Source organism: uncultured Ruegeria sp., from assembly GCF_947500045.1.
GTDB lineage: Bacteria > Pseudomonadota > Alphaproteobacteria > Rhodobacterales > Rhodobacteraceae > Ruegeria.
In genome coordinates this window covers 1-22,634 of record NZ_CANMQQ010000018.1, presented here as the reverse complement: position 1 = coordinate 22,634, position 22,634 = coordinate 1, and the positions used below count along the sequence as shown (strand labels likewise).

The 22,634-nt window shown below is 54.2% G+C and carries 24 protein-coding genes; 14 read left to right on the top strand and 10 right to left on the bottom strand.

All coding sequences use genetic code 11. The annotated features are described in order from the left end of the window. Positions 1–33: 33 nt before the first annotated feature. Positions 34–1,203 carry an alpha/beta fold hydrolase gene (locus Q1B46_RS20900; protein WP_299951637.1) on the bottom strand — a complete coding sequence of 390 codons (1,170 nt, stop codon included), beginning with the start codon at positions 1,201–1,203 and terminating at the stop codon, positions 34–36. Positions 1,204–2,087: 884 nt separating this feature from the next. Between Q1B46_RS20900 and Q1B46_RS20895 the strand changes: the two genes are divergently transcribed. Then, on the top strand, positions 2,088–3,101 hold the full coding sequence (locus Q1B46_RS20895) for a helix-turn-helix domain-containing protein (protein ID WP_299951635.1): 1,014 nt from the start codon (positions 2,088–2,090) through the stop codon (positions 3,099–3,101). Positions 3,102–3,393: 292 nt separating this feature from the next. Here the strand turns inward: Q1B46_RS20895 and Q1B46_RS20890 are convergent, their stop codons facing one another. The 6 genes from Q1B46_RS20890 to Q1B46_RS20865 form a co-directional block, all read right to left on the bottom strand. Beyond that, positions 3,394–3,726 (bottom strand): antibiotic biosynthesis monooxygenase, encoded by a 333-nt coding sequence (locus Q1B46_RS20890; protein ID WP_299951633.1) that lies wholly within the window; start codon positions 3,724–3,726, stop codon positions 3,394–3,396. A 460-nt stretch (positions 3,727–4,186) separates the two neighbouring features. Continuing rightward, on the bottom strand, positions 4,187–4,933 hold the full coding sequence (locus tag Q1B46_RS20885; RefSeq protein WP_299951631.1) for an alpha/beta hydrolase: 747 nt from the start codon (positions 4,931–4,933) through the stop codon (positions 4,187–4,189). A 38-nt stretch (positions 4,934–4,971) separates the two neighbouring features. Continuing rightward, positions 4,972–5,484, bottom strand: coding sequence for a DUF6653 family protein (locus Q1B46_RS20880; protein WP_299951629.1), 513 nt, complete (start codon positions 5,482–5,484; stop codon positions 4,972–4,974). An 80-nt stretch (positions 5,485–5,564) separates the two neighbouring features. Next, positions 5,565–6,668, bottom strand: a complete 1,104-nt coding sequence (locus tag Q1B46_RS20875) for an alpha/beta hydrolase (protein WP_299951627.1) — start codon at positions 6,666–6,668, stop codon at positions 5,565–5,567. 387 nt (positions 6,669–7,055) lie between these two features. Then, a complete protein-coding gene (locus tag Q1B46_RS20870; protein ID WP_299951625.1) occupies positions 7,056–7,559 on the bottom strand; it encodes an outer membrane beta-barrel protein in 504 nt (167 codons plus the stop codon). A 145-nt stretch (positions 7,560–7,704) separates the two neighbouring features. Then, positions 7,705–8,127, bottom strand: a complete 423-nt coding sequence (locus Q1B46_RS20865; protein ID WP_299951623.1) for a hypothetical protein — start codon at positions 8,125–8,127, stop codon at positions 7,705–7,707. Between the two features lie 427 nt (positions 8,128–8,554). On the opposite strand from Q1B46_RS20865, the gene Q1B46_RS20860 reads away from it, so the two are divergent. The 5 genes from Q1B46_RS20860 (at position 8,555) to Q1B46_RS20840 (ending at position 12,507) form a co-directional block, all read left to right on the top strand. Beyond that, positions 8,555–9,280, top strand: coding sequence for a TetR/AcrR family transcriptional regulator (locus tag Q1B46_RS20860; protein WP_299951621.1), 726 nt, complete (start codon positions 8,555–8,557; stop codon positions 9,278–9,280). A gap of 753 nt (positions 9,281–10,033) precedes the next feature. Continuing rightward, positions 10,034–10,561, top strand: coding sequence for a GNAT family N-acetyltransferase (locus Q1B46_RS20855; protein WP_299664528.1), 528 nt, complete (start codon positions 10,034–10,036; stop codon positions 10,559–10,561). 301 nt (positions 10,562–10,862) lie between these two features. Continuing rightward, on the top strand, positions 10,863–11,282 hold the full coding sequence (locus Q1B46_RS20850; RefSeq protein WP_299951619.1) for a hypothetical protein: 420 nt from the start codon (positions 10,863–10,865) through the stop codon (positions 11,280–11,282). A 98-nt stretch (positions 11,283–11,380) separates the two neighbouring features. Then, complete coding sequence (locus tag Q1B46_RS20845) at positions 11,381–11,809, top strand: plastocyanin/azurin family copper-binding protein (protein WP_299951617.1); 429 nt, start codon at positions 11,381–11,383, stop codon at positions 11,807–11,809. Beyond that, a complete protein-coding gene (locus tag Q1B46_RS20840; RefSeq protein WP_299951615.1) occupies positions 11,806–12,507 on the top strand; it encodes an RNA polymerase sigma factor in 702 nt (233 codons plus the stop codon). The genes Q1B46_RS20845 and Q1B46_RS20840 overlap by 4 nt, the downstream gene beginning before the upstream one ends. A 159-nt stretch (positions 12,508–12,666) precedes the next feature. On the opposite strand, the gene Q1B46_RS20835 is transcribed toward Q1B46_RS20840, so the two are convergent. Beyond that, the gene (locus Q1B46_RS20835; protein ID WP_299951614.1) at positions 12,667–13,254 is read right to left on the bottom strand and encodes a TetR/AcrR family transcriptional regulator; all 588 of its coding nucleotides are present in this window, start codon (positions 13,252–13,254) and stop codon (positions 12,667–12,669) included. Between the two features lie 87 nt (positions 13,255–13,341). Between Q1B46_RS20835 and Q1B46_RS20830 the strand changes: the two genes are divergently transcribed. The 3 genes from Q1B46_RS20830 to Q1B46_RS20820 are packed head-to-tail and all read left to right on the top strand — an operon-like array spanning position 13,342 to position 15,612. Continuing rightward, positions 13,342–14,448, top strand: coding sequence for an NmrA family NAD(P)-binding protein (locus Q1B46_RS20830; protein WP_299951612.1), 1,107 nt, complete (start codon positions 13,342–13,344; stop codon positions 14,446–14,448). 47 nt (positions 14,449–14,495) lie between these two features. Then, positions 14,496–15,068: a carbonic anhydrase gene (locus Q1B46_RS20825; RefSeq protein ID WP_299951610.1), complete on the top strand. Its 573-nt coding sequence runs from the start codon at positions 14,496–14,498 to the stop codon at positions 15,066–15,068. 55 nt (positions 15,069–15,123) lie between these two features. Continuing rightward, positions 15,124–15,612 carry a hypothetical protein gene (locus tag Q1B46_RS20820; protein ID WP_299951608.1) on the top strand — a complete coding sequence of 163 codons (489 nt, stop codon included), beginning with the start codon at positions 15,124–15,126 and terminating at the stop codon, positions 15,610–15,612. A 374-nt stretch (positions 15,613–15,986) separates the two neighbouring features. Here Q1B46_RS20820 and Q1B46_RS20815 read toward each other — a convergent pair whose 3' ends face one another. Both Q1B46_RS20815 and Q1B46_RS20810 read right to left on the bottom strand, forming a co-directional pair. Beyond that, a complete protein-coding gene (locus Q1B46_RS20815) occupies positions 15,987–16,520 on the bottom strand; it encodes a 2'-5' RNA ligase family protein (RefSeq protein WP_299951606.1) in 534 nt (177 codons plus the stop codon). A gap of 2 nt (positions 16,521–16,522) precedes the next feature. Continuing rightward, positions 16,523–17,536 carry a LacI family DNA-binding transcriptional regulator gene (locus tag Q1B46_RS20810; RefSeq protein ID WP_299951604.1) on the bottom strand — a complete coding sequence of 338 codons (1,014 nt, stop codon included), beginning with the start codon at positions 17,534–17,536 and terminating at the stop codon, positions 16,523–16,525. 143 nt (positions 17,537–17,679) lie between these two features. Between Q1B46_RS20810 and Q1B46_RS20805 the strand changes: the two genes are divergently transcribed. The 5 genes from Q1B46_RS20805 to Q1B46_RS20785 all read left to right on the top strand — a co-directional run bounded on the left by Q1B46_RS20805 (position 17,680) and on the right by Q1B46_RS20785 (position 22,502). Beyond that, positions 17,680–18,852, top strand: a complete 1,173-nt coding sequence (locus tag Q1B46_RS20805; protein WP_299951602.1) for an ABC transporter ATP-binding protein — start codon at positions 17,680–17,682, stop codon at positions 18,850–18,852. Positions 18,853–18,869: 17 nt separating this feature from the next. Next, complete coding sequence (locus Q1B46_RS20800) at positions 18,870–20,012, top strand: extracellular solute-binding protein (RefSeq protein ID WP_299951600.1); 1,143 nt, start codon at positions 18,870–18,872, stop codon at positions 20,010–20,012. Between the two features lie 75 nt (positions 20,013–20,087). Continuing rightward, positions 20,088–20,924 carry an ABC transporter permease subunit gene (locus Q1B46_RS20795; RefSeq protein WP_299951598.1) on the top strand — a complete coding sequence of 279 codons (837 nt, stop codon included), beginning with the start codon at positions 20,088–20,090 and terminating at the stop codon, positions 20,922–20,924. Next, on the top strand, positions 20,921–21,724 hold the full coding sequence (locus Q1B46_RS20790) for an ABC transporter permease subunit (RefSeq protein ID WP_299951596.1): 804 nt from the start codon (positions 20,921–20,923) through the stop codon (positions 21,722–21,724). Before Q1B46_RS20795 ends, Q1B46_RS20790 begins: the two co-directional genes overlap by 4 nt. A gap of 1 nt (position 21,725) precedes the next feature. After that, positions 21,726–22,502 (top strand): inositol monophosphatase, encoded by a 777-nt coding sequence (locus Q1B46_RS20785; RefSeq protein ID WP_299951594.1) that lies wholly within the window; start codon positions 21,726–21,728, stop codon positions 22,500–22,502. Positions 22,503–22,634 lie beyond the last annotated feature (132 nt).

Sequence of the window (22,634 nt, the reverse complement as noted above, 5' to 3'; positions counted from 1 at the left end):
TCTGCCGTTCGTTGCGACTCGATGTCGGTCTCCTTAGCCGTCCAGAAAGGCGCGCAGTGCAGGGATGTAACGGTCCCAGGTTGGATGGCCTGGTAATGGCAAATGGTTGGCGCTTTCCAGTACCAAAAGTTCGGCATTGGGGATGCCAGCTGCAAGTTTTTTGGCCTGAACCAAAGGATGCACGGCATCGTTGCGGCCCTGAACAATTAGTGTCGGGCATTGAATCTCGCTTAAGAGATGCGTTGTCGATGCATTGTTGGTCCTGTCTCGCATGCTCAGTGCAAAATCCCGAGATGCACTTTGCTGCATTAATCCTACCATATGCGGTATGGCCTCCGATGGACCTTCTGGAAAATACGCCGTCATGAAGGCGGTAGCTATGCCGCCTTCCAAGTGATCCCAACCAGCCTCCATCATGGTCTTGAGAACTTCTGGGCGTCCCTCAGGCTCTCGCAGCGTTCGGCCTTCGGTATAGCCACCGACGATCACCAGCCGACTAACCCTTTCAGGGTGCAAAGCGGCCAAGGTCACGGCCTCCAAACAGGCGCCGGATTCGCTCATCAATGCAAATTGCTCGAGTCCGACCGCATCTGCCACCGAAATAATATCTTCTACATTCTCCTCGATACTGAGGGCATCATCGAATGAATCGGACAGACCGGTTCCCGCCCAATCCATCTGCACGAGCGTTCTACCTTCTCGATAGGCAGTGTAACCGTCGCGCAGAATAGGGATGTGCCACGCTTTTTCTTTGCTAAGGGGAGGACCATCGAGTTGAAACAATGGGGGTCCCGAGCCAGACACGAGATAGGCAAGCGAGTGGCCCCTGACCGAAAAGGCATATTTGACTTTCGGAGGCTCTGGTTGATCTTTTTCAGTGGGCATGACGGCAGTAGAGGTATCCACCTGGGCGACGAACTCCAGCCCTCTGCCGTGGTGCGTGCGAATGACGCCCTGACGTTTTCCATCGTCGCCGACAGCCTTGCGAGCGGATGCAATCCGCGCACTGATAGCACTTTCCGAGACGATGCGTCCGTCCCAAACCTCCGCCAAAATCTCGTCGCGGGTCACTAGCCGCCCCGGATTTTCGACAAGTAGTCGAAGCAAGTCGAATACCTGAGGCTCGATAGCCACTTCGCTTTCACCACGCGTCAGTCGCTGGTTTGTGGTATCCAATTCGCATTCGGCAAAGCGATAGATCAAGGAAGCTACTCTTTTTGATAACTTCGTCGGATTCTAACTAAATCGAAGGGAAATCACAGGGGTTTCTAAGGAGTTTCTGCAAGAACGATGTTCAATTTCATTTCATCCTCGAGTTGACACAATAAGGAGACCCGAAGATGCAACCGCCGTTTGATCTTAACCTTATGAAGACCGTTGGGCACCACGATCCGCAAGAATTGCTCACCAAAGCCGAGACCAACCGAAAGATCTCAGAATGCAGGGCCGAGGCAATGCTGAACAGATGGGAACGCCTGCAATCAGCCTGGACAGTCCTAAAAGATCGCGTTGTCAATAAGCCAGCGGACTTGCAAAGTTGATATCTTTTTGCCCGACCCATCAAGAACTTTAGTGGTTCGCATCAAAGTATCAGCTTTTGGCGAGATGAAGTGCCACAAATGCTAAGCAACGTTGAAGAAATTTGGTTTTCGCAGTTTCTCTTCCGTTTAGCTTCCAGTCTGTTTGCTCTTCTTACGATCTATTTTCAGCCCGAAGCGGATATCCAAAACCAAGCTTTGCAGTTTCCGAGATGCGGACGAAGTTGACATCGAAATTGCTCAAACTAACGGTCTCTCATCAGTGAACAGCCTGGTCCAATATAGATCACCGATTTCCACATCTCTTCCGTCACTTTGCAGTTGTCGGTTCCTCTTCCTTGGTCATCTGTTCGGCTAAGTTTTCCGAGCGCGTGTCTCTTCAAAAAGATCGGCTTTTCACGGTCAAAAAATAACCTCCAAACTGCGTTCATCTTCGTTAATACCTCCATCAGGCTATGTGCCCTTGAAGATTGCGCGACATTTTTCGTTGGGTGTGAGTGGCGGAACAGCTAAAAAGGGGGCAAATTCACCACTTTGGGAATTTTAGAGATGCCATTTTCGGTTCAGATCGTTGCCAGCCCAGAAACCAGCGCCTCCAGCGTGTTTGGCCTGTATGACACTTTGGTGGCCGCAGGGCGGGATTGGGAACATCTGGTGAGCGGCGAGGAGCCTGTGCCGGTGTTTGACGTCAGCCTCGTTGGCCCACACACCGAGGGGTTTCGTTGCGGAAGTGGCGTGTGGATCGCGCCAGACCAGACATTTAAGAACGCAGACGACGCTGATGTTGTTGTCGTACCTGGACTGACACTTTCACCGCACGACCGACTCGACCCCAAACAACATCCTTGTTTGGGGTGGCTTGCTAAGCGCGACTTGGCCAAGACGCGTATCGTGTCAGCCTGTACAGGGGCGGTCTATTTGGCGGAAATAGGTATTTTGGATGGGGTTGAAGCGACCACACATTGGGCTTGGGAATGCCTTTTTCGTAGGTTTTACCCAAATGTGCGGCTTCGCATCGACCGCGGCCTTTGCTTTGCTGATGCGTCCCGCGGACCCGTAACGTCGGGTGGAACAACCGGGTGGCAGGAACTCGCTACGTTCCTGATCGCGCATTACGGCGGCACGCAAAAGGCGGTGCGGGCAGCAAAAGTCTGGCTTATGGCCAACCGCGGAGAACTTCAGTCACCATTCAGTTCAATGATCACTACAACACCTCATGCTGACGCCATTATCTCACGGGCTCAGTTATGGATTTCCGACAATTACGCCATCGATAACCCAGTCGCAGAAATGGCTAAACGTTCCGGGTTACCGCCAACTACGTTTGCACGACGCTTTCGCAAAGCCACGAACAAGTCACCGCAAGATTACGTTTTGGCGCTGCGAATAGAAGAAGCCCGGCAGTTGCTTGAAACCACCGACGGCTCTGTCGCAGAGGTTGGAGAAGCAGTCGGCTATACCGATACGCCGTCGTTTAGGAGGTTGTTCAAGCGAAAGACTGGACTGACCCCTGTCGAACATCGCAAAATGTTCGGCCAGTCTCGATTTTCTAGCTACTCCTGATGGACGGTGTTTAAGATTGGCAATCCTATTGATCGCTTAGGGCCCGGTGCCGCCTTTCTCTGCCCTACACGTCAGTGACTGGCGGGCAGGCCGGAGCGGACATTCAAATCCGTGCTTTGCATTTACTAACATGCGCGATCAAGCTGCCGGTTTGGCGACGTAATTTTGCCATGCGATCACGGTCTGTCTCGGGTTATCGCCACTCACCGCGTACACGCCAGTGGCAACAATCGGTGTTGCGGAGCGTGTCTCGTTCTCTTCTGTGAGCCCTTCGGATTGTGGGCCCCGGAATTCAGAGAGATACGCCACCCCCGAAACTCTCAAACCCGTTTGTTGTTTCGGTCACATCCGCCTCGAAATGGAGGATTAAGGGCATTACCAAGGGCTCGATGTGCTCATTCCATACCGGTCCTATGTAGAAACTATCTTTGATCCTGTCTCGCTCCTCGAGCGACGAGAATGCCCGCATCCAGTGGACTTTGTCAGGATTGTCCAGATCCCGCAGAGGGCCAAAGACCAGCATCCCGGCGTCGCGCAGTGCAACACGGTTCTCCTGCTCAAAGAACTCGATAAACTCCTCGCGACGTCCGGGTTTTAGTGTGTAGCGACGAACTTCGATAATCATGTGTGTAACCTGTTCGCTCAGAAAGTTCTCTTGGGGGAAGTCTGTTGAGATTGATCCTTACCGTACCACTTAACGTACTCATTTGTGACACTAGGAACTCAAAACTTCCTGGGTTTCCGCACCCACGTCAATCTTGATAACCCATGATATCTCCCTCCGCATTATGGATGTGGTTGATACCAAATCTCTGTAGAAGTCCGCCAAGTTCGAACAAAGTCTGTCTAGACCCACTAGCCATCGATTGACCGAAATAACGGATCTTGCCGCATATGAATTTCATACGTCGAATTTCGGGGCGATGCCGCATACATTTTCTTGATGAATCCGGTCGAACATCCGACTGCCTCCAGCCGAGGTGACCGAGCCAAAGACGCCTCTTCCTTCGAGTGCCTATTCTAAACGAAATCAGTATATTATCCAGAATCTGTACAACTCCAAAAGCGTCAATCTTGAGTGTGAACTACAGTTCAGCTTGTACTAGGGTTGAATAGTGTTCAGCGCCTTGAACCAAGTTTATTGTGGCTTTTTCACCAAACACACCCTTTAGCGAGTGAGACATTTCAACCGGCGACCAAGTGTCATTAGTCCCGTGCCAAAGGACGACGTCGCACTGCACCGCTGACATAGTTTCGCTCCAATCCGCGACATAGGCGCTGATAAATGCAAGATAGGCCGCTGGCCTCTGTACGAAGCTCTCCGATAGCGCCTTTTTCATAACGCTGACGAAGGTCTCGTCTTCTAAAAGAACTCTTTCCGTAGGGCCGCACTTTGCGAACAATAATTTGACCATAGTTTCTGGAAAAAACCGGGTCAGCAAACTTTGAAGACGCGTCAGCAACCGGAGTATCCGTGGACGCTTCATGGCCAACTCAAAAACAGGTTTTCCCGCCATCTTGGGTAGAAAATCACCTATGAAAAGTGGGGCAGCGGGCGATATCAATGTTAGTCGGCCAACTAGGTTTGGCCTGGACGCCGCAACTTTTATTGCCGCCATGGCGCCGATGGAAAAGCCAACCACATGCACACACTCGCCGTCGGTTTCCCCCAACGCTGCATCTATGGCATCACAAAGATCTGCGTCGATGGCCTTCGGATCAAAGTTCAGCAAATTCAGAGCAATGGCTTCAATACCAGGATTGGCCTTACTTAGTAGCTCCGCATCTGATGGGCTGCCAGGCATACCGTGGCAAAACACTACTTTCTTCATGATCGTATTCCCGAGTGGTTTAAATGTGGCGCAACAGCTCAACTGCCAACCGTCAGATCTTCAATAGTTCCGCCGTCGCGCAGGAAGTCGTTCCAAACCCAGGCCATGCGGTCTACAAACCACATCTTGCCGCCCGAGATCACAACTATGCCGAGGCAAGTGAACCCTAAGTCGAATGCCCACAGACCATAGGCAAACGGCAAAAGACCAGCGCCGCTGACAATGGCGACCGTATTTGCAACGCGCTTATGATGTGCCGCAACTTTGTCGCGATGCCGCAGCCAGACACGCTCGCCGAGAACACCCTGTGCAGACCAACTGTCGAAAGTCTCCGGCCGCGAAAAAGCGCGTGGATTGATCCATATCCAGACAAGAACGACGCCGACCGCAAGCCATGCCCAATAACCAATCCATGCTCTGCTCCAGATTGCCAACGCCAGAAGCGGCAGGGGTGTCAACACACGGGTCCAAACGGACCAAGGGTTTGCATGCTGCAGCCAAACCTCGTCCTTCATGCCCATGAGGCGTTCGGAAAATCGAGCTATGTCCATTTTTGCAACTCCTGGATCCACCTCTCCGAAAATGGGAAGGGTCGAATTGATTGAAGTGTATGACGACGCTGGGCCGCTCGTCAGTTGGTAGGCGTCTGGTTTCTTATTTGAACCAGGGCTTCAGCCCAGGCATTGGGTTGGTCGTACATCACCATATGGGCAGCGCCATCGATACGGGTAAAACTCTTCGCTGGAGCCTTCAGGTGTTCGTAATATTCCTGTGCAAGATCGGCTGGTGTGTTCTGGTCTTCTGCTCCGGTTATAAAGTGGACCGGTAGATCTAGGACCGGGTGCGAGGTGAAGAGGTCGTATGCGCCAACAATCTCAGGCTGTTCAATTGCTGTGCTCGATAGCTCAAGACCGCGGAGATAGTTCTTAACCTGTGCGTCCGTGTAGTAGGGGCTCTGCCCTTCTAGCACACAAGAGAGATAGCGATCCCATAGCCCTTCCGTATGAAAGTCTCCAGCTCCATATTCTGCCAAAACTTCGCGCTGAACGGTGAGATCTGCCTCGTCTAATGCATCGAACGGCTCAATCGACTTGAGTTTCCGCTGAGTTTCAACATCGCCACGAACTTTCGCCTGATCCAGGGCCCATTCAAAACCCATGTTCATACTGCGTACCCACGCGACACGCTCTGACGTTGGGATGAACGCGTGATAGGGGGAACTATCCTCTGCGATAGTCATGAACCCTAGCGCGCTGCCCCAGGACTGGCCGGTCAGAAATATTTTTTCTTGCCCAAAGCGGTCGCGTAGGAGGTTGGTGAGTTGAAGCGTATCCACCACCAACTTGGATGGCGTGATGTCTTCTACCGTGAGATCTTCGTTGAATGAACTTCCGGCTCCGCGTTGATCCCAGTGGACAACGACAAAGCTTTCTTCCAGCAAGGGTGTGTGGAATAGATCGACCCAGGGCATCACGGCACCACCCGGACCCCCGTGCAAAAATAGCAGGACCGGTTGGGACAAATCACAAGTGCGAATAAGTATCGTTTGCTCAATCCCGCCAAGAACAAATATTTCCTGGGAAACGAAGCTTCCGAAACACTCTATAGCTGCAACATCTTCGCCGCTGCGCGTCACGGCAATTTCTTGACGATCCTGGGCAAATGACGACCCAGCAAAATTGGCGGCACAGAATGTCAACAGTAAGAGACGGCGTTGAAGTTTGAATGAGTACATTGTTCGCTGTCCATTGGATTAATGCATTGTGGTGGCGTCTCGAATTCGGTTGCGACCTGAACTCAATATCTCAGATAGAGATTGGGCTCGCGCTTGCCATATTCTGGGAGACCAATATCGCGACGCATGTGATTAGATAGGAAGGCCAGCTCGCCATGTTTGGGTAAACGCGGGAAAACAGGACCGCCCATAAACGCTGGGCGTTTCGAGGCCATAAGAGTAAGATAACCGAGCCAAGCTTTTACTTTAAGTGGTGTTAAGTTTAGCCGTTCGGTCTTTAGAGTTGGCACGTTAGTCACCTGGCGCCTCTCCGGAATTTGAAGGTGGTAGAAAAATGGGGAACCGTTTGAAGTCCCCCGCCATTTTCGAAATCTCGAATGGCTACAGCTAGAACTTGTAGGACACTCGAAGCGCAACAGAATCAGCCGTGATATCATCACCCGACGTGTCATATGTGTCTCGTATGTATTCAAGACCAACCAGAACCCTGTCCGTCGCGCGATAAGTCACGCCAACACCAGCGGAATAGCCGTCTTCGCTCTTGGATCCGCCATCAATGTTTGCGTAACCAATCACGCCATAAAGGTATGTCCGGCCAATTACATGCCCACCTTTGAACTTCAGGCGTACAGTATCGACTTTCTCGGCTTTCCCTCCGGACTCGACCTCAGCGCCCGCGTCATAAGTAAGTTCACCGCCGATTACGTAGCCGTCAAAATCGTGAAGGTAACCGGCATGGAAACCCAGAGCTGCATTTCCGTTGTTGTTGTTGCCTTCCGAGACATCGATTGTGGATAACTGCAAGCCCGCATTGAAACCGGTCCAGCTTTCATTTGCCAAGGACAAAGTCGGCATCATGGCTGCCAGTGTGATCATCGTGATAGTTCTCATTTAAAAGGTCCGTTCTCTTGATTGTACCGAAAGACCATCTGGACGCTGGGCATGCGTGATGCGCCAGCGGGAGTGATTTCCCGTTAGTGGGGGTGTTGGAATTCCCGCTTTCCGTTTTACGTCCAGCGGTGATCCAAAACTTGGATTAGAGGATGGGTTTGGGTTTGCTGGTCATTTGAAGCAGTTTCCCTGATTGGTCATATCGGGCAGTGACCAGCACCCGGCGCGCATGTGCCACCTCTAGCGGGCCACCAACAACTTCCCAAAGCCCGAAGGTAAAAAGATCCAGTGTTCCATGACCTGCTGCTCGCGCCAGGTTCGGTTTTGTCCTGGGCTCAACATCATAGACGGCCACCCAGTCTCCATTGGCTTGTTGCTGCAATTCATCGGGTGAGCCCAACTGGCGTTCTACATTGAACCGGGTGGCCTCCTGGCTAACGACGCTCAGATCAGGGCCATCTCTGCCTGTCGCCGCCATGTTGGCGGCACATCCGCTCAGAGCGACACCAAAGATGAGCGCGGCGAACACTGAACGCACAAACTGACTGGAGGTCGCAATGCGTTGCATTGCTAACCATCGAACTCGACCTGCTTCAAAAGAGACTGGGTTCTTCGGCCCTATTGATTTATGGGGTTTTTTCATGGCCTTTCCATATCCTGATTGAATTGTGCGTTGCATTGGGGGCTTCTGCTTCAAGCAGTTTGTGATCAGAATCCCGAGCAGTTCGCGAATACCCGCCAAGCGAGACATTCGACGCAACTCGGATGGCGAAGTAATTCCACAGACAAGAGCATTCATGACATTCGATCCTGCATCGTGCGCGCAACTCAACCGGGTCCGCAAAGCACTACCGCTTGCGGAGTTTGGCTACGTAAACGCATCGTTAAATTCGGGTTGGCAGGTGAATTACATTGCTCTGCCAGGTGAGTCGGGGTACAAACCGACCACGGGTCTGTATTTGCAGACCGCCGGTCGGTTTGCAAGAGGAAAGTGTATGAAATCTACGAAGCGAAAGAACATGCCGCCCGAAGAACGGCGTGCTCAGCTGCTGGGGTGCGCGCAGATGTTGTTCTTTTCCAAAGGCTTCGAGGATACGACCATACAAGATGTGCTTGATATGGCAAGCGTCTCAAAGGGCGGGTTTTATCATCACTTCAAATCTAAAGACGAGTTGTTGTTTGGCGTATTGGACGGAATGGCAGAGGGTGTATTTTCGCAGATGGCTGTTGTTGCCTCTGATGAGACCTCCTCTGCGCTCGACCTGTTGCACAGCTTTATCCACCTGCGAGCCAACTACTTACGTGAACATGACTACCCTGGTCAGGTTGAATTTTTCCGGGTCATGAATCAGGACAAAAACATGGTTCTGCTTGAACAGTTCAAGCGCAGGGTCAGAACCGGTGCTACGCCCGTCCTGACCGGGATCATTCAGAAAGGCTGTGATGAGGGCATATTTACTGTCGCAGATGTTGATACTGCCGCAGAACTCATTTTGTTCCTAAGCACCTTTATTGATCTCGCGCTGTTGCGCGCGATTGAGGCACGGGGATCTGACACAGCCGATCATGCCGCGGAGAAGTTGCAGGCGGCAATCGACATGCAGTTTCTCACACTCGACCGCATTCTGGGATTGCCGGATGGGACAACGGATTTCGGCTGGCCAGAAGCGGTGGAGGTTACCATGGCAACTGTGCCTGCAACTCTTCCATCGGCAAACTAATCTGGCCTAGTCAGCGATTACCTGGTGCAGCATTCGGTAAAAAGGGCTCGCCACTGACATTCTCCGCAACACGCGTCAGCGCCGTTTCCCTAAGCCGTCGGATATTGGCGTAAGTCGCAGCGTCAAGAACATTGGGCTGATTGTGTTGAAAAACCCCGATTATCGTGAAGAAGGGTGAAAAACTTGCCCGTAGATGGCTTTTCCGGAAATTGTCGAGGGGGTCGGCCTAAGACCCGCGTTGGCGATGTCCGGAGCTCTCAGCAGCCCTACCAGGCACTGGGTTTCAATTTTTCCGGCACAACAGATTCTGGCGGAAAAATGCAGCTGTCAGGTTATCGAGTTTTTCAACACAATCTCCGCGACCTGTAATTTCACCTCTCCAAAATTGCTGCGCGATAAACGAATGGCCGGTTTTCCCGCCACGCTGCTACGCCAGAACTTGCGCATGTGCAGATAAATCCGTGCTGTGTACGCACGCAGCAAGAAAATCCAATTCACGGGATGGGCTCGATGCTGACCTCGGTGCCGTTGCAGCAAAGCCCCCTGCCCCGCAAAAAACTGACGTAAGGACGGCCCGTAGGAGACATCGGCCGACCCGCTGGACGCCGCGATGCAGCTTCCCCGAAGCGGACATCGGCTACCGAATGCAGAAACTGATCTGGAAAGAAAGCCGCACTGCGGACGAAGATGACGTCGCCGCTTTTCCGGCCTATCCTATTTGCATTGAGTTCTTTCGGGACAGGTGGATGACCCATGCAAGATGTAAGAATTGAGACCTGTGAGGAGCTGCCAGCTAAGGGCGAGCTCAATAAGATCCTATCGCAGTATTATGAACTCATCGTCCAAAGGATGCGGGCCATAGGCTTCGATATTGATCCTGCGGCACCCCAAAGTGCGCTCGCTGAATTCTGGGAAAACTCGGATGACTATCTGCCTCCGAAGGGATGTCTGGTTGTTGCACGGTCTGAAGCCGGTGAGATTGTCGGCTGCGGAATGATGAAGTGTCTCGGGCCAGATACCGGCGAGCTCAAAAGAGTTTTTGTTACCGAACAAGCCAGAGGAACGGGCACTGGCCGTGCATTGATTGAGGCGCGTGAGAATGCTGCGCGCAATATGGGTCTCAAAAGGCTGATTGCGGACACGCTCACACCCAATATAGAAATGAGAAACTTGTATCCCAAGCTAGGATTTGTAGAGTTGGACGGTCCGATAGAAACGACAACGTACAAGGATCAACCCTCGTTACGCCCACATCTGCACTATTTCGCCAAAGATATTTGAGACAAATGCAGCCGCAGTCAAACTTGGCTGGCATAGGTAACAGGCGCTCGCGGCCCATTCCGGACGTTGACCACCCTGTGGTGATGCCGCAGTGCGGCCCGTCGAAGGAGACATTCGCTGCGAGCGCTAAATCTGGAATTAGTTGATTTCATACATCGCTGACAAAGCTGCTCTTCAATGCATTCACCACCTGTTTTGAGCGAATTCGTAGAATTTCGGGAACCTTTCCGCCTTTCCTGCATCCAATGAACCATGAGCGCACGAATGCGCAACTGATGAAAACCTTGGAAAGGACCCAACCATGCTTAGAAGCACCGTATTTGCTTTTGGATTTATCGTCACTGCCGCACCAGCGGCCAAAGCCCACGATGAACAGGCTCTCGCGAATGCCCCCGCCGGTGATCCTTATGTAAAGGTGAGCGATGTTCTCCCCCTGCCTGAGTTCATCCCAGGTCTGGGAACACTCTTCGTTGACCCGGCCACACTGCCCGCCGGTCCGTTTCTCGCTTATGATCGGGACGGGCGTCTGTCAGCTACGATCTACATGACCCCATTCGACGATCTGCAAAACGGTACGTCATTCGATGGACTGAATATCGGATCACATACAGTCAGTTCGACAGATATTTATTACAATGCTGGGCACCCCGGCGTGGATAAACCGCATGTGCATGTCGTTCTGTTTCACGATGAAAATGCAAAAGATCGTCTGGCCGAATGATCTGTACGCGACGTCATGCTGTATGGCTTGGGGTGTGTGCAGTCGCCTTCGTCGCTGGTTCGCGGAGCGTGCTTGCGCAGCCGACCGCCACAGTTGAGATGCGCGGAAGTCCCCGTGGCGTGCGCATCTGGTATGATCCTGTTGGTCTTGCCGTGTCTCCGGGCACCACCGTCCGGTTCATCAATCGCGATCCCGGCAACAGCCATACGGCAACCGCCTATCATCCGGCTAACTATGATCGAAGGCAGCGCATTCCCACTGACGCCGACCCATGGGACAGCGACTTTTTGCTTCCGGATGAGCATTTTGAAGTCACTCTGACTGCACCAGGAGTATATGACTACTATTGCCTACCGCACGAAATGTCGGCGATGGTCGGTCGTATAGTGGTTGGAACCCCTGGCGACGCCGGATGGGAGGGAAGTTCAAACGACAAGAGTGATGTGTCGGAAGAGGTCCTGGCAGCTTTGCCTTTGGTACAGAGGATCCTTTCGGAAGGCACCGTGAGCAGGGAGGACGGATCATGAAGGTCCAAACAAGCCTCGGGCAACAAGCATCCGCCGATGCGGCCAAGTCGGAAGCTGAGCTAGTAAGAGCCGTGCGTGAAGGAAGCGAACTCGCAGTCCGGGAGCTTATCCGTCGCCTGAACCCCCGCTTGTTTCGCGTCGCCCGAGGTATCCTCGACAGCGAGACCGAGGCAGAAGAAGCGCTGCAAGAGGCTTATCTCTCTGCGTTCAGCAAACTGGAGGGGTTTCGTGAGCATGCGAGCTTTTCTACCTGGATCACCCGGATCGTGATCAACACGTCGCATTTGCAGCGCAGGCGAACGCGTTTTGCCGAAGAATACGACACCGTAGCTGAAACCAGCACACCTAAGGTGATTGCTTTCCCGAGACAAAACTCTGAACTCCCCGACGCAACGCTAGGACGCGCGCAATTGAGAGGCTTTCTTGAAACGGCCGTGTCCGATCTGCCGCCCAATCTGCGACTGCCGTTCCTGCTGCGCGAGACAGAGGGCATGAGTATTCTTACCATCGCAAGCGAGTTACAGATCAACCCGATAACCGTAAAAACACGCCTGTTTCGCGCCCGCCGCCGTTTGCGAACCGCAATCGAACACCGGGTCCAAGGAGGTTTCGATGCTATCTTCCCATTTGGCGGCAAACGATGCGCCAACATGACCTGTCGCGTAGTAGCGCGATTGCAAGCAGGCGGTGCACTCTGACGCAGCACTCTCGGCCCAAACCAGCCGTTGGCATCACCACTCGACGCTGCAGCGCAGCCTTCGCATTGCTGCCGTTTGTGCACCTTGCAACATTGTCGATTAGCGGATGGCAGCAAAGCGCAACATAGCCGCCAATCTCGCGGAATACTCCGCCGCAGTTTAAGACCTGTCTTTCGGCCAATGATCCTGCAGCAATTCTATCGCCGTTCGTCCTGCTTCCAATGCTCGGTCTGCCTCTTCTTCGGATTCCGTCAGACGAGCCAGGGTAATCGTGCCCATCAAGAGCGCCATTGTAGCTAAGCCCCGACCCGAACCGGTTTCCGACGTGTCCCGCAAAAGGGCCGCCATGCGATCTAACGCCTGTGCGCCCACTTGATGGGGCGCGCCCGTTGTGCGGGCAAGCTCTGTTCCCATCGCCGCCAACGGGCATCCGTTCCGACTGTCTTGAACATGAGCTTGGGAAAGATACTTGGCTATGTAGTCTTGGCGCTCCTTCTTTCGCCCTTCGCTGGTTTCTTCGCGCTCCATGTCGGAAACCACATCGTCGACCGCGTGCCGGAAGGATGCCGCGATCAAATCCTCTTTCGACTCGAAGTGCCGGTAGAAACCGCCATGTGTCATTCCGGCTGCCTTCATGACGTCAGCGACGCTAGTCGCTTCGACCCCGCGTTCGCGGAACAACTGCGCTGCAGCATCCAGTATCCTGTTGTGACTGCGCTGTTTTTCCGCTTCCGACATCCTCGGCATTTTCGCGCTCCCAGACGGGGTTGACATTTAAGATTACATGTATCATCTAAATTATAGATTGCAAGTATCATCTAAAGGAGCGTACTCGTGCCTGCCAACCCCAAGATCCTAGTCACAAGCGCAAGCGGTAAGACCGGATCGCAAGTTGCACTTCAGCTCAGAGCCAAGACTTTTCCTGTCCGTGCGTTCGTACGTCAGAGGGATCATCGTTCTGACCTGCTTGAGCGCGCTGGCGCTGAACTATTCGTGGGTGACCAGTATTCGCTGAGCGACATGCGCAAAGCCATGAAGGGCGTGCAGCGGGCGTATCAATGCGCTCCGACAGCACCCAACGGGCTGCACTTCAATGCGGTCTTCACCGCTGCGGCTTACGAAGCAGAGGTTGAACACGTCGTTACACTTAGCCAATGGCTTTCGAGCGTAGATCACCCATCACTGTTTACGCGCGAAGTTTACCTGGGCGACATCCTGATCGGCATGCGCCCCGAGATGTCCGTAACCACGGTGAATGTCGGATGGTTTGCAGAAAACTACCTGATGGTACTGGGCATGGCGGCCCATCTTGGGCAGTTCACGATGCCGCTCGGCGACGGCGACGTGAAGAAGAATGCCGCCCCCTCAAACGAAGACATTGCCCGCGTAGTTGTCGGTGCCTTGACGGATCCGGCACACCATGCAGGCAAGACATATCGTCCCACGGGCCCAACGCTGTTGTCACCCAACGAGATCGCTGAAGCAATGGGCCGTGCGCTGGGGCGGCGTGTTCGCTACGCAGACATTTCCGAGCGTATGATGGTCAAGGCGCTGAAAGCCCTGCGCCCAGCAAACTATTCGGAAGCGGCAGTCACCCAGCTTGCAATCTATTCAGAAGAGTACCGGCGAGGCGCCTTCGCGGTGAACGCCCCAACCGAAGACGTGTTCCAAGTCAGCGGGCATGAACCTGAAGCCTTCGAAAGCATTGTACGGCGCAAGGTCGCTGATCAACTGGACTTGGTGCGCAGCCTACCAGGCAGCATTGGCGCGATCGGCAGCTTTCTAAAGATCCTCACGACGCACCCCTTCGATCTTGATCGCGCCCAGATGCAGCGAGACTATGTACAGCTTTCGTCCCCGTCGTATTGCCAAGACGACGCCGCGTGGGCGGAAAGTCACCAACCCACCGCCAGAAAGACCCCACCGATGCGTGTCGCCTGACACTACGCAAGACGAAGGATTGTCCCCCAAGACGAAAGGACCTCTGAATGAACATTCAGGACGAACTTATCACTCGAAACCAAGAATTCGCGGCGGGCTTTGACAGTGCTAACCTGCCGATCCTGCCAAAGTTGCGAACGGTTGTTCTGACCTGCGGCGATGCCCGGGTCGATCCCGCGCACATCCTCGGGCTGGAGCTTGGTGATGCGGTTGTAATCCGAAACAATGGCGGACGGGTTACACGCGCCGCAATCGAAGAAATCGCCACCCTCTCCTTTCTGGTGAGCGTCATGACGGAGGGCCGCGAACAGGCGTTCAACGTAATCCTGATGCAGCACACACAATGCGGAGCCCAGCGGCTGTCCAATCCAGACCTTCAGGACGCGCTGCTGAAAAAGCTTGGGATAGATGTGTCCGAGTACGCGATCACGGATCAGGAAAGCGACCTTTTCGCAGACATCAAGCGCCTAGCGGTAGCACCGGAGGTACCGGACGCGATCACCGTCTCAGCCTTGCTTTATGATGTCGCCACTGGAACAGCCCACGAGATTGCTCCGGCCGCATCATTGGGGGCGATCCGCGCCGAGGTGAGCGTATCGCAAACTGCGGTTCGAGGGTGAAAGTCTGCCCACCTCCAATTCACGTAAACAAACGCATATCGAAAGGACCGATCAGATGACGCCCACAGTGATATTCCTTCTTCAGTTCGCGATGAGTCTCTTTGTCTTTGCTCAGATCGCGGCGTGGTACGTTGCACCCTGGCTTGCACGTCTGTCGGCGGCGGCAGCGCTCTCAATCCTGCTGTTGCCACATGCTTTCCGACACATCGGAATGAGCTTCTTGGTACCAAATCTCAACAACGGAGGGTTGCCCGAGGCGTTCGCAACCAGCGCCAGCTATGGCGATTTACTCTCGGCGTTTCTGGCAATCGCCGCGCTTATCGCTTTGCGATGGGGATCAGTGGCCGCCCTTCCGTTGGTGTGGGGTTTCAACATCCTTGGTACTGTAGATCTGGTGAACGCCTTGCGCCAAGCCGAGGCCATTAACTACTTTGGCCCCACTTGGTTCATTCCAACATTCTTTGTCCCGGTACTTTTGGTCACGCATGTGATGATCTTTGCACGGCTGTTGAAGGCAGAATGGCCCAAGATGGCGTCGACATGACAGAACAAATGTGCTTCTCAGGCAGGCAGTGCTGCTCCCTGCCCCACTGAGTCTCATCGGCCCTAAGCCGACCTTCACGGGTCGGTCCGGATTCTGCGGTCGCAGCCCACTTTCCTGCCATTCGCTTCAGGAGCGAAAAGCAGGGAACCTCGAAACTCGCGGAATGCGAAACGCTGCCAAAGTTGCTTTTCGGGGCACCTGGTGGCACAGCTTACACTTGCTGCTGACGTACATTTATACCGTGAAGCCGCATGCGGCTGCCCCCCAAAAAACATGCGATGTATGTCAGTTCACAATGGCAAAACGAGTTCTGTATGGGCTCCGGTATTTTCAGAAACAACAAAAAACTCCGCAACATGAGCCCAAGAACCTGTCTAATAGGTTTTGAGTCCAAATGATTGCAATGTTTCCCAGTCCTCTATCGGCACCTTTTGGCTGGACTTAACCAGATGCAAATACCTGAATCTCAGCGTTTTACCGATCAGATTCTTCAGGTCTTTGGTCTCTGTAGCTTTGATTTCGGGTTTGATCGGGCCATAGGCGATGCTGATATGCGGCTGAAAATCTCGGGGGCGCTGAGAAGCGGGCAAGCCTTCGGCCAGTGCTGCTTGTTCACGGACAAGTGCGAGTGGGACCGACAAGTCCAGATACAGAGACTTGAAGAACAGATCTTCGGTCTTGACACCGGTTACGGTCAAGTTGTGACAGGAGAAACCTGACGACAGGCGATCAAGAAGTGCGACCAACTCTGCCTCTTCACCCGCAAGATCGCCCATAAGCGTCATGTGCGGCACAAAGGACGGGGTGCCATATGCGTCGGCAAAATCTCTGACCCGATTGCTCAGATCGGTCAGGTCCGGTTCCTCGGGGATCATCCAGACGGAATAGGTTGCGACGTCGGCCTTCATGCTTAGTGCGTTCCTCGGGAGACAAATTCCGGTGTAATGAAGACGGTTTCACCGGGCTTTGCCGGTTGATCCAATCTTTCGGAAAGCAGCCGCAATATCTCGGAAACAGTCTGGTCCATGTCATTGCGCACGGTAGACAACTGAATACTTGGCCATTGGGCAATCGCGATGTCATCAAAGCCCACCACGGACAAATCCGTCGGAATGTTAAGGCCAAACTCCTGACGGGCAGCAGTCAGGGCACCCAGCGCCATCGCATCGTTAGCGCAAAACAAACCATCGACGCTGCCGTTGCCGTTTAGTATCCGAGTGATGGACCGATACCCGCCCTCATAGCTGTAGTCGGAATGCTCGATGATGGCAGGTTTCAAGCCCGCTCTCGCCAGGGCGTTTTCAAATCCAGCCATGCGTTCCTGATCCGAGGAAAGATGCTCCTGACCGCCAAGATAGGCCAGACGAGTTTTCCCGTGATTGATGAGCTGGGCAACAGCCAAATCGGCCCCACGGGCGTTGTCGCAACAAACACAATCGACCCGGTCGGCCTGCATCACGCGGCCGGATACGATCAGGGGGATATTCAGTTTGGCACAGTGGATCGCAACTGATTCGTCTACGCTCCCGCCGCGTAGAATCAGCGCATCAAGCGGATAGGCCAGCACTTCAAGGATCTCTGCTTCGGTCGTTTCGGAAGACCCGCCAAGCACGACGGGCCACTTGCCCATCCCGTGCAGACCCTGCATCAGCTTGGCCAGAATCTCGCTGTCGTAATGGTTCACCAGATCGCCCGTGACGATGGCCACAAGGTTGGATCTGCCAGTGCTTTGCAACCCTGCTGCTAACGCGTTGGGCCGATACCCAAGCTGCTCAGAAACCTGCAGAATTTTCTTTTTCTTGTCCTCATCCAAAGGAGAGCCCGGCGTGAACGCTCGGGACACCGCCGACCGCGAGACACCAGCAGCCTTTGCAACCTGTTTTGCTGTTACGCGGCGCGGTTTGGAAACTTTGCTTGTCGTCATGTTTCAGTCAGGTTTTGTCTCAATGAGTCACAGCTTCTTTTGTGAATATCTGAAATTTTAGCTTGCGTCATAAAGGTGTCATTTCCTACCGTTAGGTGAACACGTGTTCACTATATTTGTAGCAGAATTATGAAAGATGCAAAATGAACCTTGCTCCGGCCGACTACGAAAACCCCTCTTCCACCCTCGGAGCCGAGATACGGCTGCGCGGCTTGCGGGTGGGGTATGCCGAGCAGGACGTGCTGTCGGACATTGATCTGGACGTTGGGGCCGGAGAGTTCATCGGCCTGTTAGGCGCGTCAGGCTGTGGCAAGACCACCCTGCTACGCGCCCTGGCGGGGTTTGTACCGGTGCGCGGCGGTTCGATTTCCGTCGATGGTCATGACATGAGCCACACGACGCCCGAGAGGCGTGGAATGGCGATGATGTTCCAATCCTACGCCTTGTGGCCGCATATGAACGTGGCGCAGAACATTGGATACGGGCTGAGGCTGCGCAAGAAAAGCAAGGCTCAGATCGCAGCGCGGGTGCAGGAAATGGCGGCGCTGGTGGGGCTGGGAGATCTAATCCACCGCAAGATCGGTGCCCTGTCCGGTGGTCAGCGGCAACGGGTTGCGCTGGCGCGGGCGCTGGCCATCGACCCGCCGGTGCTGCTGCTGGATGAACCGTTGTCAAACCTTGATGCGGGTATCCGCGCCAATATGCGGCACGAGATTCGCAGCCTGCAGCAACGGCTCGGTCTGACCACCGTTCTTGTCACCCATGACCGCGAAGAGGCTATGTCAATGGCCGATCGGGTGGTGATCCTGAATCACGGACGCATCGCCCAGGTCGGGACGCCCGAGGATGTATTTCATACACCAGCAAACCCATATGTCGCCCGCTTCATGGGGGCCGGGAATATCCTGACCGGCGACGCTGATGTTGGCGCGCAGTATGTCGACCTGAAAGTCAACGGCCATCAGCATCGCCTGCCGATCCCGGGCAAAGACATGTCTGGTGTCCATTTTCCCGAAGCCCGAAGCGGCCCGGTCGAAATCCTGTTTCACAGCGATGCTGCACAGCTGGGACAAGCGGCGGCTGACGCTCTGTCCCTGCCGGGAACGGTGGTTCAGCATTCCTATCTGGGATCGGTCTACCGTCATGAAATTCAGGTGGGCGAGGCTCGGATTATGGCGGACAATACACACAAGATGCCCATCGGCTCGGCGGTCGATGTAAGCGTACCGGCCACGGCTATTAGTCTGTTTCCTGCAAAGTCCCAGACAGCCGTGACCGGACCTGAGGCGGCGAGCCAGGCCGCACAACACCTCTGAGACTCTGGAGAAACACCATGACTTCCAAAATTGCAAATCTTTTTGCGTCAGCAGCGATAACGCTGATCGCAGCCAGTGCGGCGCAAGCCGAAAATGTACTCAACGTGGCCTCTGGTGGCAGCCAGAACATGGTCGACTACGTAACCGACTATCTGGGACCCCTGTTTGAAGAGCAGAACCCGGACTGGAAGGTAAACGTGGTTGGCACTGGACCCGGAAATGCCGGCAGCCAAGCGATCCTTGAAAAGATCAAGGCGCAGGCAGGAAATGAAGCGTGGGACACAGATGTCGTCGTTATGACCCAGCTGAAAACCGGAGAGATGGTCACAGAAGGCCTGCTGCAACAATATGTCGGCGATATCGATACCGGGAAGCTGGCCACGCGTGATACCTCAAGAACTGCTCTGGGCACGGATGTGACAGGCTATGTCATGCCGATGTTCCACAGCCAAACAGCAATCGCATACAATCCCGATCTAGTCGCAAACCCACCGAACAGCTTTGACGAACTGAAAACCTGGACCGCAGAAAACAAAGGCGCATTTGGCTATAACGGCATAAAGAATGGAATGTCGGGCGTCGCCTTCACCGCAGCCTGGATGTATGCCTATGCAGGCAATACCGACCAGCTAATGAACGGCCCCTATGACCCCGAGCTGAAGAACAGCTGGGATCAGGCCCTGAACGACCTGAAGGCATTCAACGAAAACGTCACCTTCACTCCTGGCAACGCAGGTACCCTAGACATGATGAACCGTGGCGAGATCGTGATGGGTCCTGTTTGGGTCGACATGTTCTACACGTGGCAGGCCGACGGGCGACTGAACCCAAACCTCAAGTTGCTGCTGCCTGAGCCAGGCATGCCGGGTCAGCCTTACTATTATGCAGTTCCCGCCAAGGCCGAACATGCTGAAGCCGCCCGCAAGTTCATCGCACTGGCCACCAGTCCCGAAGTACAGGCCGAAGGCATCGTCAAGCGCTTTAACTGGTACCCAGGCATTGACGCCCAGCATGTCGAAGGCGCGCTGGATCAAGAGACCTGGAACAAGCTGTTCACCGACGTGACGCCAGAAGATCTGGCGGCCAAAGGCAAGCCATTCCCACTGGGTCCGTTCTTTGACGAAATCCGCGAGGCCTATGAACAGAAGGTTTCCAACTAATACTCCCAAAAACGGAAACCTTGGTGCGGGCGTACCACATGCGACCCGCACCTTAATTTTCTGGACTGTATACCGATGATCACGCGCAAATCGTCTCTGTTTCTCGTCGCTCCGGCGATCGTGCTGCTTGGGTTGCTGTTTCTCTATCCGCTGGGATATTCGCTGCTTTGGGCGTTCCGGGATGAAGAATTCGGCGGCTGGGGGTTGCAGAATTTTATCAAGGCGTTTGGCCTATATTCTAATGACATTCTGTTCACCCTGATCATCGTCACCCTGTCCACGGTGATCATCGGAACCTTCTCCATTGCAATTGGCGGTTACCTGACCCTTGGTGAAAACCGCGTTGCATTATTAGTACTGCGCTGGTTGTACCGCTGGCCGCTGTTCATTCCCTTCGTGGTCGCCGCTCAACTGATGCGAACCTTCCTCGCCAAGAATGGCATGATGAATAACATTATCGTTTCGACCGGTTTGATGGAGCCATTGCAGGCCGCCAGCTATCTGGACTGGCGTGGCATCGTTATCACCTTTGTCTGGAAACAGACGCCCTTTGTGGCCTTGTTGGTCGCAGGTGCCATGGCGGCACTGGACCGCTCGACGATGGAGGCGGCGCGAAACCTGGGTGCGCCCCGTTTGCGTATCCTGTTCGAAATTGTGGTGCCTCAGATCGCAACCACGCTAATGGTCGGGCTTATCCTGTCTTATGTAGTGATGATGTCAGTGCTGTCCGTACCGCTGATGATCAACGCGCAGACACCGACAATGATCACTGTTGATATGGCATGGCGCATCAATGCCTATTCCGACTATGGCGTCGCAAATGCACTTGGCTTTATCTCATATGCCATGACAGCCGTCATCGCCTGGGTTTATCTGCGTCAGGGTGTGCGGGAAGGAGGCAAACCCGCATGACCATTCTGCGCACAACCGTGACTGCTATTCTGTTGGCCCTGCTGGCCTTCGCCATTTTCGGACCGATCACCAACATGTTGATCTGGTCTGTGGCCGAGACATGGTATTTCCCCGCCAAACTTCCGCAAAGCTATGGCTTTTCGTTTTGGGAGCGCGTGTTCCGCCCGCAAGGGAACGCCATGGAATCACTTTGGAGTTCGGTGTTGATTGCACTGTTCACCGTGCTGGCCTCACTTGCGGTGGCGATACCGGCAGGTCTGGCGCTTGGGCGCGGCAGCCTGCCGTGGAGGACATTCTTCCTGCTTCTGTTCCTGCTGCCGCAGGCTTTTCCGTCCATTGCCGTACATATGAACATTGCACGCATTTTCTATGGGCTGGGCCTGAATGGCACCTATCTCGGTGTGGTGCTGGTTCATACGATCCAGGGCTTGGTGTTTTCGGTCTGGATTGCCACCGCGGCTTTCGCCGCCGTGGATCGCGAACTTGAAGAAGCGGCCGCAAACATGGGCGCATCGCCCTTTACCGTATTTCGAACCGTGACTCTGCCACTTGCACTGCCGGGCCTGATGGCCAGCGCAATCTTCGTATTCCTGATCTCACTGGATGAGTTCACCGGAACCTACTTTGTCGGCGTACCAGACGTGACCACAATGCCCCTTTTGCTGTTTACCGCGTCGATGGAGGGGAACTACCAAATCGCTTCTATCACCGCACTCATTCTGCTGATACCCTCGGTGGGCTTCATGCTGTTCATCGAACGGTTTCTGAAATCCGACGTACTGGCGAAAGTTGGAAGCTGACATGACCGACATAGAAGCGCGGCTCGCATTCGCCAAGTCTCTGGCGCAGGAAGCCGGAGAATTGGCCCTAAACCTCCGGAATGAAAGGGGTGTCGGGTTCATCGCCGAAAAAGGCCCTCAGGATTTTGTAACGTTTGCAGATCGCGCGGTCGAGGACCTGATCCGCAAGCGGATTGCGGAGAACTGGCCGTCAGATGCGATGCTGGGCGAAGAATACGGTGTAACTGGCACCGGTCAGTCTCTCTGGGTTGTGGACCCGATAGACGGCACAGCCAATTTCATGCGTGGTCATAGGGACTGGGGTGTTTGCATTGCGTTCTATGACGGGGACCAGATACCACTTGGCGTGATCTACGCTCCGGAATTGAACATGCTGGCCTGGGCCGTGATTGGAACTGGCGCCTGGCTGAACGGAGAGCGTCTGAGCGTTTCGGACTGCGCTGAACCAGATCGTGCGATGCTGATGCTAGGTTGGTCGAACCGGCGACCGGTTACTGAGCACACCGACCTGATAAAGGCATTGCTGGACGCGGGTATGGAATACCGCCGCAATGGATCAGCTGCGATCAGTTTGATAGCGGTCGCTTCAGGCCAAGCTGAAGGGTATTATGAGGCGCATTTGAACGCCTGGGATGCCTTCGCCGCTATACCCTTGATTGTGGAATCAGGAGGCCAGTTTGACTGCGATCCTCTGGCTAGCTTCTTGACCCATGGCAGCCGGGTTTTGGCCTGTAGCAAGCCCATGCATCTTGCTATCAGCAAATGCGTGGAATGGTGATGACGAAGGCCCCGTTTTATCGATTCAAAGGCGCAATCTGCAAATAGTTGAGAGACGGCCCTAAGCGGACACCCAGCAGGCGTTCTTGATGCTGTAGTCGCAGCCCGCTTTGCGGTCATTCGCTGCATACGC

Coding starts and splice junctions, on each gene's coding strand:
- Q1B46_RS20815 (WP_299951606.1), bottom strand. CDS start 16,520: ATGAAGGCCGACGTCGCAACCTATTCCGTCTGGATGATCCCCGAGGAA.
- Q1B46_RS20845 (WP_299951617.1), top strand. CDS start 11,381: ATGCGCGGAAGTCCCCGTGGCGTGCGCATCTGGTATGATCCTGTTGGT.
- Q1B46_RS20855 (WP_299664528.1), top strand. CDS start 10,034: ATGCAAGATGTAAGAATTGAGACCTGTGAGGAGCTGCCAGCTAAGGGC.
- Q1B46_RS20865 (WP_299951623.1), bottom strand. CDS start 8,127: ATGCAACGCATTGCGACCTCCAGTCAGTTTGTGCGTTCAGTGTTCGCC.
- Q1B46_RS20805 (WP_299951602.1), top strand. CDS start 17,680: ATGAACCTTGCTCCGGCCGACTACGAAAACCCCTCTTCCACCCTCGGA.
- Q1B46_RS20860 (WP_299951621.1), top strand. CDS start 8,555: ATGAAATCTACGAAGCGAAAGAACATGCCGCCCGAAGAACGGCGTGCT.
- Q1B46_RS20895 (WP_299951635.1), top strand. CDS start 2,088: ATGCCATTTTCGGTTCAGATCGTTGCCAGCCCAGAAACCAGCGCCTCC.
- Q1B46_RS20790 (WP_299951596.1), top strand. CDS start 20,921: ATGACCATTCTGCGCACAACCGTGACTGCTATTCTGTTGGCCCTGCTG.
- Q1B46_RS20840 (WP_299951615.1), top strand. CDS start 11,806: ATGAAGGTCCAAACAAGCCTCGGGCAACAAGCATCCGCCGATGCGGCC.
- Q1B46_RS20795 (WP_299951598.1), top strand. CDS start 20,088: ATGATCACGCGCAAATCGTCTCTGTTTCTCGTCGCTCCGGCGATCGTG.
- Q1B46_RS20890 (WP_299951633.1), bottom strand. CDS start 3,726: ATGATTATCGAAGTTCGTCGCTACACACTAAAACCCGGACGTCGCGAG.
- Q1B46_RS20835 (WP_299951614.1), bottom strand. CDS start 13,254: ATGCCGAGGATGTCGGAAGCGGAAAAACAGCGCAGTCACAACAGGATA.
- Q1B46_RS20800 (WP_299951600.1), top strand. CDS start 18,870: ATGACTTCCAAAATTGCAAATCTTTTTGCGTCAGCAGCGATAACGCTG.
- Q1B46_RS20870 (WP_299951625.1), bottom strand. CDS start 7,559: ATGAGAACTATCACGATGATCACACTGGCAGCCATGATGCCGACTTTG.
- Q1B46_RS20885 (WP_299951631.1), bottom strand. CDS start 4,933: ATGAAGAAAGTAGTGTTTTGCCACGGTATGCCTGGCAGCCCATCAGAT.
- Q1B46_RS20875 (WP_299951627.1), bottom strand. CDS start 6,668: ATGTACTCATTCAAACTTCAACGCCGTCTCTTACTGTTGACATTCTGT.
- Q1B46_RS20880 (WP_299951629.1), bottom strand. CDS start 5,484: ATGGACATAGCTCGATTTTCCGAACGCCTCATGGGCATGAAGGACGAG.
- Q1B46_RS20820 (WP_299951608.1), top strand. CDS start 15,124: ATGACGCCCACAGTGATATTCCTTCTTCAGTTCGCGATGAGTCTCTTT.
- Q1B46_RS20810 (WP_299951604.1), bottom strand. CDS start 17,536: ATGACGACAAGCAAAGTTTCCAAACCGCGCCGCGTAACAGCAAAACAG.
- Q1B46_RS20850 (WP_299951619.1), top strand. CDS start 10,863: ATGCTTAGAAGCACCGTATTTGCTTTTGGATTTATCGTCACTGCCGCA.
- Q1B46_RS20825 (WP_299951610.1), top strand. CDS start 14,496: ATGAACATTCAGGACGAACTTATCACTCGAAACCAAGAATTCGCGGCG.
- Q1B46_RS20785 (WP_299951594.1), top strand. CDS start 21,726: ATGACCGACATAGAAGCGCGGCTCGCATTCGCCAAGTCTCTGGCGCAG.